At 62.5% G+C, this 14,419-nt stretch carries 11 protein-coding genes; 9 read left to right on the forward strand and 2 right to left on the reverse strand.

What is annotated here, in order from left to right:
* Positions 1-105 precede the first annotated feature (105 nt).
* From dnaN to C8J98_RS13345, 8 genes are all read left to right on the forward strand, one after another.
* Positions 106-1,206 carry a DNA polymerase III subunit beta gene (gene dnaN, locus C8J98_RS13310; RefSeq protein WP_107913666.1) on the forward strand — a complete coding sequence of 367 codons (1,101 nt, stop codon included), beginning with the start codon at positions 106-108 and terminating at the stop codon, positions 1,204-1,206.
* Positions 1,207-1,294: 88 nt separating this feature from the next.
* Positions 1,295-2,377 carry a DNA replication/repair protein RecF gene (gene recF, locus C8J98_RS13315; RefSeq protein ID WP_107913667.1) on the forward strand — a complete coding sequence of 361 codons (1,083 nt, stop codon included), beginning with the start codon at positions 1,295-1,297 and terminating at the stop codon, positions 2,375-2,377.
* Positions 2,378-2,444: 67 nt separating this feature from the next.
* Complete coding sequence (gene gyrB, locus C8J98_RS13320) at positions 2,445-4,886, forward strand: DNA topoisomerase (ATP-hydrolyzing) subunit B (RefSeq protein WP_107913668.1); 2,442 nt, start codon at positions 2,445-2,447, stop codon at positions 4,884-4,886.
* Positions 4,887-5,212: 326 nt separating this feature from the next.
* Positions 5,213-6,526 (forward strand): tetratricopeptide repeat protein, encoded by a 1,314-nt coding sequence (locus C8J98_RS13325; RefSeq protein ID WP_233260230.1) that lies wholly within the window; start codon positions 5,213-5,215, stop codon positions 6,524-6,526.
* Positions 6,527-6,723: 197 nt separating this feature from the next.
* Entirely contained in the window at positions 6,724-7,386 is a 663-nt protein-coding gene (locus tag C8J98_RS13330) for an energy transducer TonB (RefSeq protein WP_107913669.1), read from the forward strand.
* A gap of 53 nt (positions 7,387-7,439) precedes the next feature.
* The gene (locus C8J98_RS13335; RefSeq protein WP_107913670.1) at positions 7,440-8,210 is read left to right on the forward strand and encodes a MotA/TolQ/ExbB proton channel family protein; all 771 of its coding nucleotides are present in this window, start codon (positions 7,440-7,442) and stop codon (positions 8,208-8,210) included.
* Between the two features lie 11 nt (positions 8,211-8,221).
* The gene (locus tag C8J98_RS13340; protein WP_063571454.1) at positions 8,222-8,635 is read left to right on the forward strand and encodes a biopolymer transporter ExbD; all 414 of its coding nucleotides are present in this window, start codon (positions 8,222-8,224) and stop codon (positions 8,633-8,635) included.
* 5 nt (positions 8,636-8,640) lie between these two features.
* Positions 8,641-9,048 (forward strand): biopolymer transporter ExbD, encoded by a 408-nt coding sequence (locus tag C8J98_RS13345; protein WP_107913671.1) that lies wholly within the window; start codon positions 8,641-8,643, stop codon positions 9,046-9,048.
* Between the two features lie 212 nt (positions 9,049-9,260).
* Here C8J98_RS13345 and C8J98_RS13350 read toward each other — a convergent pair whose 3' ends face one another.
* Together C8J98_RS13350 and C8J98_RS13355 are read right to left on the reverse strand one after the other, a co-directional pair.
* Positions 9,261-10,004 (reverse strand): pyridoxine 5'-phosphate synthase, encoded by a 744-nt coding sequence (locus tag C8J98_RS13350; protein ID WP_107913672.1) that lies wholly within the window; start codon positions 10,002-10,004, stop codon positions 9,261-9,263.
* A 145-nt stretch (positions 10,005-10,149) separates the two neighbouring features.
* Positions 10,150-10,776 (reverse strand): 4'-phosphopantetheinyl transferase superfamily protein, encoded by a 627-nt coding sequence (locus tag C8J98_RS13355; RefSeq protein WP_233260231.1) that lies wholly within the window; start codon positions 10,774-10,776, stop codon positions 10,150-10,152.
* 83 nt (positions 10,777-10,859) lie between these two features.
* On the opposite strand from C8J98_RS13355, the gene C8J98_RS13360 reads away from it, so the two are divergent.
* Positions 10,860-14,375, forward strand: a complete 3,516-nt coding sequence (locus tag C8J98_RS13360; RefSeq protein ID WP_199229913.1) for a PAS domain-containing hybrid sensor histidine kinase/response regulator — start codon at positions 10,860-10,862, stop codon at positions 14,373-14,375.
* The last annotated feature ends 44 nt before the right edge of the window (positions 14,376-14,419 follow it).

Genomic DNA, 14,419 nt, shown 5'->3' on the forward strand with positions numbered 1-14,419 from the left:
TTAAGTATCTGAAATAGTTTATAAATTCAGGCTTCTCCAGATATCCACCGGCCCTACTACAACCACTATAAAATCTTAAAAACTTAAAAGCAGGAGAAGGGGCGCATGCAATTCAGCATCCAGAGGGAGGTTCTGCTCAAACCTCTGCAGCAAGTGGTAGGTGTCGTAGAACGTCGCCAGACCCTGCCCGTACTGGCCAACCTCCTGGTTCGCGCCTCCGGTAGCGAAGTCTCGTTCACCGGTACCGACCTCGAAGTCGAGATGGTTGCCACCACGGCCGCCGACGCGGTCCAGGAAGGCGAGATCACGATTCCGGCCCGCAAGCTGTTCGACATCGTTCGTGCGCTGCCTGACGGCGCCAAGATCGATATCAAGCTCAACGGTGAGCGCATCGCGCTCAACGCAGGCCGTAGCCGCTTCACCCTGGCGACACTGCCCGCTGGCGAATTTCCGACCGTCGACGAGATCGAACTGGTCGAGCGCGTTTCGCTACCGGAAGAAGTGCTGCGCGACCTGATGGACCGCACGGCCTTCGCCATGGCGAACCAGGACGTCCGCTACTACCTCAACGGCATGTTGCTGGATCTCCAGGAGCACACGCTGCGCTGTGTCGCTACCGATGGCCACCGCCTGGCACTGAAGGAAACCAAGCTGGAAAGCTCCGTTTCCGCTCGCCGCCAGATCATCATTCCCCGCAAGGGCGTGAACGAACTGATCGGCTTGCTCGAATCGGGCGAGGGAATGGTCGAGCTCGAGTTCGGGCGTAATCATCTGCGCGTCCGTCGCGGTGGGGTGATGTTTACCTCCAAGCTCATCGACGGCCGTTTCCCGGATTACGAAGCGGTCATCCCGCTCGGTGCTGACAAATCGGCGACGATCGAGCGCGACGTGCTCAAGAGCGCCCTGCAGCGCGCAGCGATTCTCTCCAACGAGAAGTACCGCGGCGTGAAGCTTGAGTTGACCCCGGGTCGCATCAAGATCGTCGCGCACAATCCTGAGCAGGAAGAAGCCCAGGAAGAAGTCGAAGCCGAGACGGTGGTCGACGATCTCGCCGTGGGTTTCAACGTGGGCTACCTGCTGGACGCGCTCAGTGCGCTTCGTGGCGACAAGGTCCGCATCAACCTTCGCGATGCCCAGTCCAGCTGCCTTCTCCAGGAAGAGGGCAACGACGAGGCACGTCACGTGGTGATGCCGCTTCGTCTCTGAGGCCAGGGCAAGTTAAAGTTCGGCCCACGACGCCGGGGATGTCTTCGACACCCCGGCGTCGTTCGTTTTGGATGGGGACGCGTTTGGCATGAAGTTCGAGTCGCTGAGAATCGCCGGTCTGCGTTGCCTTGACGGCGTAACGCTGTCGCCGTCTGCGGGGATCAATGTCTTCGTCGGCGCTAATGGCGCAGGGAAGACCAGCGTCCTGGAAGCAGCGTATTTGCTCTCCCATGGGCATTCGTTCCGTGCCGGGTCCCGCGACGTGTTGTTGAAACGTGGTGCTGCGGCGCTCACGGTCTTTGCTGAAGTGCGTTCGGATGACGGCCGGATCCGCCGCCTTGGTCTGGGGCGGGAGAGCGGACGCTGGATTGCCCGTGTCGACGGTGACGCGGCCGCTTCGTTGGGGGCACTGGTCCAGGAATGCGCGGTGGTCTGTTTCGAGCCCGGCTCGCACGACCTGATCGCCGGTGCCTCCGATGAGCGTCGCCGTTTTCTGGATTGGGGCCTGTTCCACGTGGAACATTCCTTCGTTAGCCAGTGGCGCCGGTATCAACGCGCGCTGAAACAACGGAACGCGCTGCTGCGGAACGGCGGGATCGTCGAATCCAGTCTCATTGAGCCCTGGGAATCCGAGCTGGCTGGAGCAGGGGAGGCCATCACGGGCTTCCGACGCGACTACATCGCACGGCTCCTGCCTCACATCCAGGGTTTCATGGGGAACGTACTCCCCGAGTTGGGCGAGTTCACCCTTCGATACAAACCTGGCTGGGACGAAGCGGCGGATCTGTTCACCACGCTCGCGGAACTCCGGCAACGCGACCTCGGACGTGGGCACACTACCGTCGGACCCCATCGGGCCGATTTCACTTTGAGCTTCGAGCACGCGCCACTTCGTGAGCACCTGTCCCGTGGGCAGGAGAAACTCTGCGCTCTCGCATGCCTTCTCGGTCAGGCGTCGTTGCACGCCGAAATCCGCGGAGAATGGCCTGTGGTCTGCCTTGACGACCTTGCATCCGAGCTCGATCGTACCCATCAAGAGTGGGTAGTCGCCCAGCTTCTCGGCCGCGACGTCCAGGTCTTCGTGACGGGCACCGAGATCCCGTCCGCCCTCATCGAGCAGCCAGTCACTGTGTTCCACGTGGAACAGGGTGCCGTCTCGGCTTTGCTATAATCGACCGACTGTCCCCGGCGCGTCCGCGCCGCCAGGGACCGAAACCTGCGCCATCACCAGGCATCGCATGAACGAACCTCTCGATCCGACCAATTCGAACGCCTACGACTCCGGCAGCATCAAGGTCCTCAAGGGACTGGATGCCGTCCGTAAGCGCCCCGGCATGTACATCGGCGACACCGATGACGGCACCGGTCTGCATCACATGGTCTTCGAAGTCGTCGATAACGCCATCGACGAGGCGCTGGCCGGTTACTGCGACTACGTCACGGTCATCATCCACCAGGACGGCTCGGTCAGCGTGGCCGACAACGGCCGCGGCATTCCCGTCGAGACCCACCCGGAAGAGGGCAGGTCGACGGCCGAAGTCGTCATGACCGTGCTCCACGCCGGCGGCAAGTTCGATGCGAACTCCTACAAAGTCTCTGGCGGCCTGCATGGTGTCGGCGTCTCGGTGGTCAACGCGCTCAGCGAAAAGCTGTGGCTGACGATCTGGCGCGATGGCAAGGAAAACCGCCAGGAATACGCCCACGGCGATCCGGTGGCCCCGATTTCCGTATTCGGCGACACCAACCGCCGCGGCACGATGGTTCGCTTCCTGCCCAGCCCGCTGACGTTCACCAACAATATCGAGTTCCATTACGACATCCTGGCGAAGCGGCTGCGCGAACTGGCGTTCCTCAACTCCGGCGTCACGATCGAGCTGGTGGACGAGCGCAACGAGCGCAAGGACATCTTTGCCTACGAAGGCGGCATCAAGTCCTTCGTGCAGCATTTGTCCCAGCTGAAGAACCCGCTGCACCCGAACGTGATCAGCTTCAGCTCCGAGAGCGAAGGCATCACGGTCGAAGTGGCCATGCAGTGGACGGACGCGTACCAGGAAACGATGTTCTGCTTCACCAACAACATCCCGCAGCGCGACGGTGGCACCCATCTCACCGGCTTCCGCGCGGCGCTGACGCGCACGCTGCAGAACTACATCGAGAAGGAAGGCCTGGCCAAGAACGCCAAGGTTGCCCTTTCCGGCGACGACATGCGCGAAGGCATGATCGCCGTGCTGTCGGTAAAGGTGCCTGATCCGAAGTTCTCCTCGCAGACCAAGGACAAACTGGTCTCCAGCGAAGTGAAGACCGCAGTCGAGCAGGTCATCAACGACAAGCTGGCCACGTTCCTGCTTGAGCATCCGGGCGAGAGCAAGGCTATCGCCGGCAAGGCCGTGGACGCTGCCCGCGCCCGCGACGCTGCTCGCAAGGCTCGCGAAATGACCCGCCGCAAGGGCGCGCTCGATATCGCCGGCCTGCCGGGCAAGCTCGCCGACTGCCAGGAAAAGGATCCCGCACTGTCGGAACTGTTCCTGGTCGAGGGTGACTCCGCAGGTGGTTCTGCCAAGCAGGGCCGTAACCGTCGCACCCAGGCCGTGCTTCCGTTGAAGGGCAAAATCCTCAACGTGGAAAAGGCCCGCTTCGACAAGATGATCTCGTCCGCTGAAGTCGGCACGCTGATCACTGCGCTCGGTACGGGCATCGGCAAGGACGAGTACAACCCGGACAAGCTGCGCTACCACCGCATCATCATCATGACCGATGCGGACGTGGACGGATCCCACATCCGCACGCTGCTGCTCACGTTCTTCTATCGCCAGATGCCCGAGCTGATCCAGCGCGGCCATGTCTACATCGGCCTTCCGCCGCTGTACAAGGTGAAGCAGGGCAAGCAGGAGATGTACATCAAGGACGATGCCGTCCTCAACGACTACCTCATCTCCAGCGCCGTCGACAACGCGTCGCTGTTCCCGGAAGAGGGCGCACCGGCCATCGGCGGCGAAGCCCTCGAGAAGCTGTTGCACGACTACCAGACGGCCCTGGACCAGATCGCTCGCCTGAGCCACCGTTTCGACGTCGCCTCGCTCACCGCGATGCTCGAGCATGCACCGATGGTCGACGCGGCCTGGACCGACGCCGCCCTGATGCAGGGCTGGCTGGACGGCCTGGCCAAGCGCCTGAGCGCGAGTGGCCTCGGCAAGCCGACCTACACGCTGCGTTTCCGCCCGGCACTGAACGAGCAGGGCGCGGCGATCGAGGTCGAACGCATGCAACACGGCCTCAGCCACATCTGGATCATGCCGCAGTCGTTCTTCGGCGGGGTCGAGTTCCGGTCCATCCTGTCCATTGCGCAGCAGCTGTCGGAACTCAAGCTGCAGCCGGGCGCCGTGGTCCGCCGCGGCAACGGTTCGCGCGGCGTCCTCAGCTTTGCCGACATCCGAACCTGGCTGCTCGACGAAGCGAAGAAGGGCCGCACCATCCAGCGCTTCAAGGGCCTGGGCGAAATGAATCCGGAACAGCTGTGGGAGACCACGGTGAATCCGGAAACGCGACGCATGCTCCAGGTCGGTGTCGAAGACGCCGTCGCCGCGGACCAGATGTTCTCGATGCTCATGGGCGAGGCGGTGGAGCCGCGTCGTGACTTCATCGAAGCGAACGCGCTGAAGGCGTCCAACCTCGACGTGTAACCTCCGGCGGGCCGGTCGCCGACGCGTGCGCAAGAAAAAGCGCCCGGATGCAGTCATGCTCCGGGCGTTTTTTTTGTTCCATACGCCCGCGAATTGAACGCAAGAATTCGTCCGCCCAACCTCGTATGAGGTGGGATGAAAATGGCGTTTTCAAGGGCCAAAAGTTGACCTAATTTCGTTAGCGCCAACATTCATATAACAAGTCATTGTTTTGACTCCACATTTTTGTGGCACTGCGACTTGTTCTTAGGAATAGAATCGGGTTAACCTCTGTAGTCCCCCGGAGCACGTAACTGTGCGACGACTCCTTCAACAGAGGTCAGTCAATGAAACAGGGTTCCTTGATCAAGATGGTGCTCGCATCCGCGATCGCCCTTTCCCTTGCCAGTGGCGCTGTCGTCGCGAAAGACGCCGCTCCCAAGGATAAGAAAGAAGCGCTGTATCCGAATGCGACCCGGACGGAACCCAAGCTCGACCTGAAGAGCGAAAAAGACCAGAAGGCCCTGAACGAAGGTCTCGACGCCGCCAACAACGGCGAGAAGGACAAGGCACAGCAGATCCTTCAGCCGCTGGCCGACGGTTCGGGCACGAGCAGCAAGTACGCGCAGGCGCTCGCCCTCCAGGGCCTCGCCAACATGAAATACAACGACGGCGACATCAAGGGCGCGATCACCACGCTCAAGCAGGCGCTCGACATCGGCGTCATGCCGAACGACACCTACTTCCAGCTGAAGTACATGTACACCCAGTTCCTGGTGGCCGACGAGCAGTACGCTCCGGCCCTGCAGTCGCTGCACGAGTGGCGCGACCAGGGCAAGAAGGAAACCGCCGACTCCTACGGTCTCGAAGGCAATATCGACTACCGCCTCGAGAAGTATCCCGAAGCGATCGCCGCGATCACCAAGGCGCAGTCGATGCCGGACGCGAAGCCGCAGGCTTCGTGGACCCAGATCCTCGCCGCCAGCTATGCCGAGACCGGCCAGGGCGACAAGGCCGCGGACCTCGCGTCGGCCGAGCTGGCAAAGAACCCGAATGACCCGACGGCAATGCAGAACGCGGCGTCCTCGCTGATCCAGGCGCAGAAGTATCCGGAAGCCATCGCGCTGCTCGAGAAGGGCCGCGCCGCCGGTGCGTTCCACACTGACGACAACGGCGCGAAGCTCTACGTGAATCTCGCCAAGGTCTATCTGATCGACGGCCAGGAACACTCCGAGCGCCAGGACGGTAACGCGAAGAAGGCAGAGGCCGTGCTCGCAGACGGTATCGCCAAGGGTGCGATCAAGCCCTCCGCCGAGGTCTACAAGCTCCAGGGCGATGCTGCTATCACCGGTGGCGACACCAAGGGTGCCCTCGCTGCGTACCAGAAGGCTGCACCGCTTGCGACGGACGGTTCCGTCTCGCTCAGCGTGGCGCGCCTGCAGCTCCAAGAGAATCAATACGCCGCCGCTGAAAAGTCGGCGACAGATGCCATCAGCAAGGGCGTTCAGCATAAAGGCACAGCCTATATGGTGCGCGCGGAAGCCAAGCGTGGTCAGAAGAACAAGCAGGGTGCGGTCGCGGACATGAAGCTCGCGGCTCAGGATCCTGAAACATCTGCCAAGGCCAACGCCTGGTTGAGCAAGGCAGAGAACACTAAGTAAGCCTTTGTAAAGTACCGGAAGGGATGGATTGGCACTGCCATCGTTCTTCCCTTCAGGTGCTATACAAATGCCATATGCTGGTGTAATTTGCTTATCTTTCCGCTTGCAGAAACCAGCGTTTTCGGCAATGTCAATCGCCGAGCGCCGGAAGAGCAGTGCGGGTTCACTTCCGCTTGATTAGCTCTTGATAGTGACTGATGGCCTCAAGTAACGAATCAACCGGCCAAGCGCCGTTTAGTTGGGGGCGCACCAGCGCGTTGGCAGTCGCCATCGCTCTGCACTCGTTCGCCTTCCTGCTGCTGGTAGCGCCCATGGCGCCGCCGAAGTCGCAGGAAAAGCAGAAAGAGAAGGTAGTTCAGGTCGACTTTATTGAACCGCCGCCGCCTCCCCCGCCCCCCCCGCCGCCGCCGCCGGAGCCCCCCAAGCAGCCGCCGCCGAAAATCGTGCAGATATCGAAGCCGCCCCCGACACCACCGCCGCCGGCTCCACCGCCGCCGGCAGTAGACGAGGCGAGTTCGAACCCCGTTCCGGCACCGCCGCCGGCGCCTCCCGCGCCGCCAGCACCGCCGGCGGATATCGCGCCGAGTGAAAATCTGTCGTACCGTCAGCGTAACCCGCCGAAGTATCCGCCGCAGGCGGTTCGTCAGCGGCATGAAGGTACTGTGGTACTTCTGGTCCTCGTGGGTGTCGACGGTTCGCCGAAGGACATCAAGGTCGACCAGTCGAGCGGTTTCCGCGAATTGGACAAAGCTGCGGAGGATGCCGCTAGGAACTGGCGATTCAACCCGGGCAAGCGAGGCGGTGCTGCCGTCGAAGGCTATGCACGTGTCCCCGTTACGTTCAACCTAAACCAGCTGTAAGTTTCCTCGCTTACAGCTATTAAGTTCACGCTTGACTTCCCAAGGGTAGCGTTATGTTGCAAGACACCTCCGCTCAGCCTGCTAATCCAGGTCAAAACTCCAATGCCGACGCCCTCAAGCAGATGGGCTTCGACCACCTGATCCACAACTTCGACTTCCTCGGTTGGATTGTGTTCGTGGTGCTCACCGCGATGTCGATCCTGTCGTGGTACTTCATCGTTGCGAACTTCATTCGTAACAGCATGGTGCGTTCGCGAGCCGACAAGGTCATCCAGGGCTTCTGGAACACCGCGTCGACGCAGGAAGCCATTCGCGTGCTCGAAGAGCAGCCGAAGGGCGAACCGTTCTCGAAGATCGCACTCGACGCCGCTTCGGCCGTCGCGCATCACCAGGCAGCTGCCGGTGGTCGCCTCGCCGAGACCCTGTCGCGTTCGGAATTCATCGATCGCGCCCTGCGCCAGGCTGTTGCTCGCGAGAGCCTGCGTCTGGAAGGCGGCCTGACCCTGCTCGCTACGGTCGGTTCGTCGGCACCGTTCATCGGTCTTCTCGGTACGGTGTGGGGTATCTACCACGCACTTATCGGTATCGCCGCTTCGGGTTCCGCGTCGATGGATAAGGTCGCTGGCCCCGTTGGTGAAGCTCTGATCATGACCGCGTTCGGTCTGTTCACCGCTATCCCGGCCGTGCTCGCGTACAACTTCTTCATGCGCTCGAACCGCCTGACCTACGCCCAGTTCGACGAATTCGCGCACGACCTGCACGACTTCTTCGCCACGGGTGCCCGCGTCGAAGGCTCGGGTCCGGTCGTCTCCGTCAAGAAGTGAGGAATTGACCCATGGCTATGAGTAGCGGGGGCAACAGCGGCGGTCCGATGTCGGAAATCAACGTCACGCCGCTCGTCGACGTGATGCTGGTTCTGCTGATCATCTTCATGATCACGGCTCCCCTGATGTCCCACAAGGTCCAGATTGATCTGCCGAAGGCTAATCCGAACGTTAAGGATGACACCCCGGTCGATCCGATGGATCTCGCGATCAAGCCGGACGGTACGTACTTCCTCAATGACGGCGAAGTCAGCGAGGCTGAGCTCAAGGCACAGTTCGCGGTTGCGGCGGCGAAGTCGCCGCAGCCGGAGCTCCAGATCCGTGCAGACCGCACCACGGAATACAAAGTGGTGAAGAAGGTCCTTGGCGACGCCAAGGATGCCGGCATGGTCCACGTCGGCTTCATGTCGACTGGTAAGGAGTAAACGAGATGGCTTTTAGCTCAGGTAGCTCTGGTGGTCCCATGGCGGACATCAACGTCACGCCGCTCGTCGACGTGATGCTGGTGCTCCTGATCATCTTCATGATCACGGCTCCGATGCTGTCGCATAAGATCAAGATCGATCTTCCGCAGCCGAATCCGAACGTCGTCAACCCAGAGAATCCGCCGGATCCCGTCCGTTTGCAGATTCGCCAGGATGGCTCGCTCTATTGGAACGATACGCCGGTTGACGAGCTGGGCCTCAAGGCTCAGATCGCGGTGATCGCCCAGCAGTCGAACCAGCCGGAACTGCAGATCGACGCGGATGACGCGGCTCAGTACGAGGTCGTGGCACGCGTGCTTTCCGACGCAAAGGGCCAGGGCCTGACCAAGATCGGTTTCGTTAACTCGAACTGATCGCGGTCGTCCGGTAAGAACTGAAAAACCCCGCTTCGGCGGGGTTTTTTTTGCTTTCTGTGGGAGCCGCTTCAGCGGCGATGCTCTTTTGTGGGAGCCGATTCATCGGCGATCCCGCGGCAGCGGGCCAGGTTTTGGCGAGCACCCATTCGCCGATGAATCGGCTCCCACATTCGCCGATGAATCGGCTCCTACACAAACGGGCACCGGCGTTACGACAGGATGCTGATGTAGTTCTTTACGGTTCGGGACAGGCCTTCGTACAGGGCCTCACCGATCAGTGCGTGCCCGATCGACACCTCCGCCAGCCCCGGAATGGCCGACTTGAAGGTGCCCAGGTTCGCCTGGCTGAGGTCGTGACCCGCGTTCACCGCAAGGCCGGCCTTCTGCGCCCTCTGCGCGGTATCCGCAAACGAGGCTAGTTCCTTTCGCGCATCACCTTCGGCGAACGCCTCGGCGTACGGGCCGGTGTAGAGCTCGATGCGCTGCACGCCGATCGCGGCGGCCTCCGTGAAGCCCTCCCCGCCGGCGTCGACGAACACACTGACGCGGCATCCCAGTTCGCGAAACGCGGCGACCACCGGCTTGAGGACTTCGATGTCCCTGGTCAGATCGAAACCGTGATCCGAGGTGATCTGCCCGTCGCCATCCGGCACGAGCGTCACCTGGGTCGGGCGTACTTCACGTGCCAGTTCGATCAGGCCGGGATAGGCACCACGGGCGCCGGCGAAGGGATTGCCTTCGATGTTGTACTCGACCCGCCCGCGCAGCAAACCGGCCAGCGCGCGTACATCGCCTGGGGTCACATGACGCATGTCCGGCCGCGGGTGAACGGTGAGGCCGCCGCAGCCGGCGTCGATGCAGGTATTCGCGGCTGTCGCGATATCCGGTTCATTGCCGCCGCGCGAGTTGCGCAGCACGGCGATCTTGTTCAGGTTTACGCTGAGTAGGGTCATCGTTTATCCATAAAAAAACGCACGTCGCCATCGCGACGTGCGTAATGACTGTCGTCCCAGCATAACGCGCCAACTCCCTGTGGCGCACGACACACACACACACGCGCACTCACAGGGAATCAGACACGCCTCACTACGAAAAGGTTCAAAGCGCATATGTGAAGACGCGAATCGTTCGTTCACATCCCCGCCAGGCGACGGCGGCCACCCACGCGTCGTCCATCGCCAGGGCTTCGACACACCACGCTGAAGCGGGCGCGATCTCACCCTCGAAAGCGACCGGCGTCACCGCTGCATCGCCCAGCGCAAACGACACCCGGTGAAGGCCGTACGACAAGCCGCTGCCGTTCGCCTTGAGCACCGCTTCCTTCGCGGTCCACAGGCGAAGAAAGCCGTTGAGCAGCCGCCCCGCGGGTAACCTCGCCAGCATCGCCGTCTCATCGGGCGCAAAGAAACGTGTGGCGAGTTCCAGCGCGCGCGGCCGTGGGCGAACGCGCTCGATATCGACGCCTAACTCGAAGCCCTCGCTGCCGCGACCGACGGCGAACAGTGCCCTGTCCCCGCTGTGCGACCAGTTGAAGCCGAGCTCGCCGAACGGCGCCGGGAAATGCGGCTTGCCGTGTTCACCGCGCGCCACCGCTGGTGCATCCGGACCCGCGTAAGCCGCAAGCAGCGACATGAAAGGCAGCTCTCCCTGGCCGGACGTCCAGCGGGTTTGCCAGACATGGATTTCGTCGTCGGCGAGCAAGGGAACATGGGGAAGGACGGACATCATCCACCCATGCTGCTTTGGTGACGCGATTCAGGCAAGCATTACCGTAGAATCAGGGCCGTGCCGAATGGGGAGCACTCAATGTGATTGCAGGCTGGCTTCTGCTGCTGGTTGCGCTTGCTTACGTCGGCATGTTGTTCGCTATTGCCTACGTGGGCGACCGTCGTCCGCTCTACCCTCGCCAACCCAGGCTGCGACCGCTGGTCTATAGTCTCGCGCTCGCCGTCTACTGCTCGTCGTGGACCTTCTACGGCGCGGTCGGCACGGCGGCACGCTCCGGCCTGGCGTATCTGCCGATCTACCTGGGGCCGCTGTTGCTGTTCGTCTTCGGCTTCGGCTTGCTCGAGCGCCTGGTGCTCGTGGCGCGTCAGCGCAACATCACATCCATCGCCGACTTCATCGCTGCGCGCTTCGGAAAGTCGCACGGCCTCGCCGCCCTGGTCGCGGTCATCGCCGTCGTGGCCATCATTCCGTACATCGCCTTGCAGTTCAAAGCCGTGGCGATGTCCTTCGCCGTGCTTGGCGCAGGCAATTCGGCGTGGTGGTTCGGTGACACAGCGCTCTGGTGCGCGGCCCTGCTCGCGGTGTTCGCTATCCTGTTCGGCACGCGCAACATCGATGCGACCGAGCACCACCATGGCCTGATGCTGGCGGTGGCCGTGGAATCACTGGTGAAGCTGCTGGCCTTCGTCGCCATCGGCATCTATGCGTACATGCATGGTCCGGGTCTCGCCCAGACCCTGCACGCGCCCGTGCTGCAGATTGAGAAAGGCAGCATGCCACCGGGCTTCGTCGCCCAGACCCTGCTCGCCTTCTGCGCGATGTTCTGCCTCCCCCGGCAATTCCAGATCGGCGTGGTGGAGTGCGAGGACCCACGCGATCTGCGAAAGGCGCGCGTGCTCTTCCCGCTTTACATGGTGCTGATCTCAGCAGCCGTCCTGCCCATCGTCAGCGCCGGCCTCGCGCTCCCCCAGGTTACCAACGGCCATGTCGATGCGTGGGTGCTGAATCTTCCGATCGCCCTGGGCGACAGCGGCATCGCCCTCCTCGCCTTCGTCGGTGGTTTCTCCGCCGCGACCGGCATGGTGATCGTGGCCGCGGTCGCGCTCGCTACGATGATCAGCAACGATCTGGTGATGCCCGCGCTGTTGCGCATACGTCGCCTCGACCTCGAGCGACGGGGCGATCTCTCCGGCATCGTATTGCTTGTGCGTCGCATTGCCATTGTCGGGCTCGCCGCGCTTGCTTACATTTACTACCGCATCATCGCTGACGCCGAGAACCTCGCTGCGACCGGTCTTCTCTCGTTCGCAGCCGTGGCGCAGTTCGCACCAGCCATCGTCTCCGCGCTCTACTGGCGAGGTGCGAGCCGCGTCGGCGTCTATATCGGCTTGCTCGCGGGTTTCGCGGTTTGGGCATACACCCTTCTCCTGCCTGCGATGACGCGCGCTGGCTGGATGCATAGTGGCTGGGTGGAGAACGGACCCTTCGGCATCGGCTGGCTCAAGCCGAACGAACTCTTTCATCTGAGCGGATGGGAGCCGGTCACGCACGGCACGTTCTGGTCACTACTGTTCAACGTCGCCAGCCTGATCTTCATCTCGTTGCGCTTCAGGCCCAGCGTCGCCGAACGTCTTCATGCCGCCCTGTTCGTCGATCCCTACGTGCGCAGCGTCACCGGCGCAGGCGATTGGCGCGGCCGCGTCACCGTGCGCGATCTCGGTACCATCGCGGGCCGCATTGTCGGGGAGCGTGTGACGGCGCGCGCATTCAACGAGTATGGGGAGCGCCACGGCGTCACGCTCACCGCCACCGACTCCGCGGACCGTCCGCTCATCCAGTTCACCGAACGGCTGCTGGCCAGTGCCGTCGGTGCGGCCAGCGCACGGCGCATCCTCATGGGTGCGCTGTCCGGCACGGGCCTGGACATCGCCGAAGCCATGGCGCTGATGGACGAAGCGTCGCAGGAACTCCGGTTCAATCGCGAGTTGCTCTCGACCACGCTGGAGAATGTCTCGCAAGGCATCAGCGTGGTGGACGGCGAGATGCGCCTGGTCGCGTGGAATCGTCGTTACGTGGAATTGTTCGACTACCCCGAGGGCATGGTGTACGTCGGACTTCCCGTCGCGGACCTGATTCGATGGAATGCCGAACATGGCGAATGCGGGCCCGGCGAAGTGGACGAACATGTGGGCAAACGCATCCGCTACATGCGCGCCGGCTCGCCGCATGTTTTCCAGCGCATCCGGCCGGATGGCACCGTGATTGAAATGCGTGGTCGCGCGCTTCCCGGTGGCGGCTTCGTCACGACGTTCACCGACGTCACGGCGTACAAATCGGTCGAACAGGCGCTGATCGACGCGAACGAAACACTCGAGCAGCGTGTGGACGTACGAACCGCCGAGCTCTCCGAAGCGTTGACCGCCACGGCGATCGCGCGGCGCGAAGCGGAGGCGGCGAACGCGTCGAAGACGCGCTTCCTTGCCGCAGCCAGCCACGACCTCCTGCAACCGCTGAATGCGGCGCGCCTGTTTACTTCAGCCCTGCGCCAACATCCCGGACTGGACAGCGACGCGGCGCAGCTCGCCGAACGCATCGACGCCTCGTTCCGTGCGGCGGAAGATCTTCTCGACGCACTGCTCGATGTGTCCCGACTCGATGCAGGCAGCTACCGCCCGGAAGTCGCACCGTTCGCCCTGGCCGATCTTTTCGATTCGTTGAGACAGCAATTCGCTGTCGTCGCCGAACAACGCGGCCTGTCGCTTCACGTCGTACCGACGACGCTCTCGGTCCGTTCTGACGCGCAGCTGCTTCGTCGCATCGTCGCCAACTTTCTTTCCAATGCGCTGCGCTATACCCGCGTAGGTGGTGTCCTTCTCGGCGCGCGCCGCCACGGTGACGAAATACGCATCGAAGTGTGGGATACCGGACCCGGCATTGCGAACGAGCAGCAGGTGCGAGTCTTCGGCGAGTTCCAGCGGCTGGAACGTCCTTCCCCCTGGGGTGAGAAGGGTCTTGGTCTCGGCCTGTCTATTTGCGATCGCCTCGCCGGCATTCTCCACCATCGCCTGAGTCTGCGATCGCGGGTGGGACACGGAAGTTGCTTCAGCATCTCGGTACCGCGAACAGCTCCCGTGTCGCGCAAGCGCGCGCCGGCCATGGCGCGCCCCGGCGGCGGCGAACAACTTCCGCTGACGGTGCTGTGCATCGACAACGACGAAACGATTCTCGAGGGCATGAAGGCCCTGCTTGGGCGCTGGGGTGTGGATTGCCGCGTGGCGATCGATGTCGGCGACGCGCTGCATACGTTGTCGACCACGCATGTCGACCTGATCCTTGCCGATTACCACCTTGCCGACGATATGGATGGTCTTGAAGCGCTGCGCTTTCTCGCCGAAAAACTCGGCACGATACCGCCGGCGGCGATGGTCACGGCAGACGGCAGTACGGAACTCAAGCAGCGCGCGCGTGCGCTGGGCTATCCGCTGCTGCACAAGCCCGTGCGCCCTGCTGCGTTGCGTGCGCTGCTTGTTGCACTGGCCAAGCGCACCGGCCCTGTGGGAGCCGCTTCAGCGGCGATGGGCAAGGCGGGCCGATGATGTCGTCGCGAGCAGCCTGTCGCCGCTGAAGCGGCTCCCACAGA

The organism is Luteibacter sp. OK325 (genome assembly GCF_003050935.1).
GTDB lineage: Bacteria > Pseudomonadota > Gammaproteobacteria > Xanthomonadales > Rhodanobacteraceae > Luteibacter.

What these genes read in the sequence shown, in the direction of transcription:
- C8J98_RS13345 (WP_107913671.1), top strand. Translation starts at nt 8,641, where the DNA reads ATGGCTTTTAGCTCAGGTAGCTCTGGTGGTCCCATGGCGGACATCAAC.
- gyrB (WP_107913668.1), top strand. Translation starts at nt 2,445, where the DNA reads ATGAACGAACCTCTCGATCCGACCAATTCGAACGCCTACGACTCCGGC.
- C8J98_RS13350 (WP_107913672.1), bottom strand. Translation starts at nt 10,004, where the DNA reads ATGACCCTACTCAGCGTAAACCTGAACAAGATCGCCGTGCTGCGCAAC.
- C8J98_RS13340 (WP_063571454.1), top strand. Translation starts at nt 8,222, where the DNA reads ATGGCTATGAGTAGCGGGGGCAACAGCGGCGGTCCGATGTCGGAAATC.
- C8J98_RS13335 (WP_107913670.1), top strand. Translation starts at nt 7,440, where the DNA reads ATGTTGCAAGACACCTCCGCTCAGCCTGCTAATCCAGGTCAAAACTCC.
- C8J98_RS13355 (WP_233260231.1), bottom strand. Translation starts at nt 10,776, where the DNA reads ATGTCCGTCCTTCCCCATGTTCCCTTGCTCGCCGACGACGAAATCCAT.
- C8J98_RS13330 (WP_107913669.1), top strand. Translation starts at nt 6,724, where the DNA reads ATGGCCTCAAGTAACGAATCAACCGGCCAAGCGCCGTTTAGTTGGGGG.
- dnaN (WP_107913666.1), top strand. Translation starts at nt 106, where the DNA reads ATGCAATTCAGCATCCAGAGGGAGGTTCTGCTCAAACCTCTGCAGCAA.
- C8J98_RS13325 (WP_233260230.1), top strand. Translation starts at nt 5,213, where the DNA reads ATGAAACAGGGTTCCTTGATCAAGATGGTGCTCGCATCCGCGATCGCC.
- recF (WP_107913667.1), top strand. Translation starts at nt 1,295, where the DNA reads ATGAAGTTCGAGTCGCTGAGAATCGCCGGTCTGCGTTGCCTTGACGGC.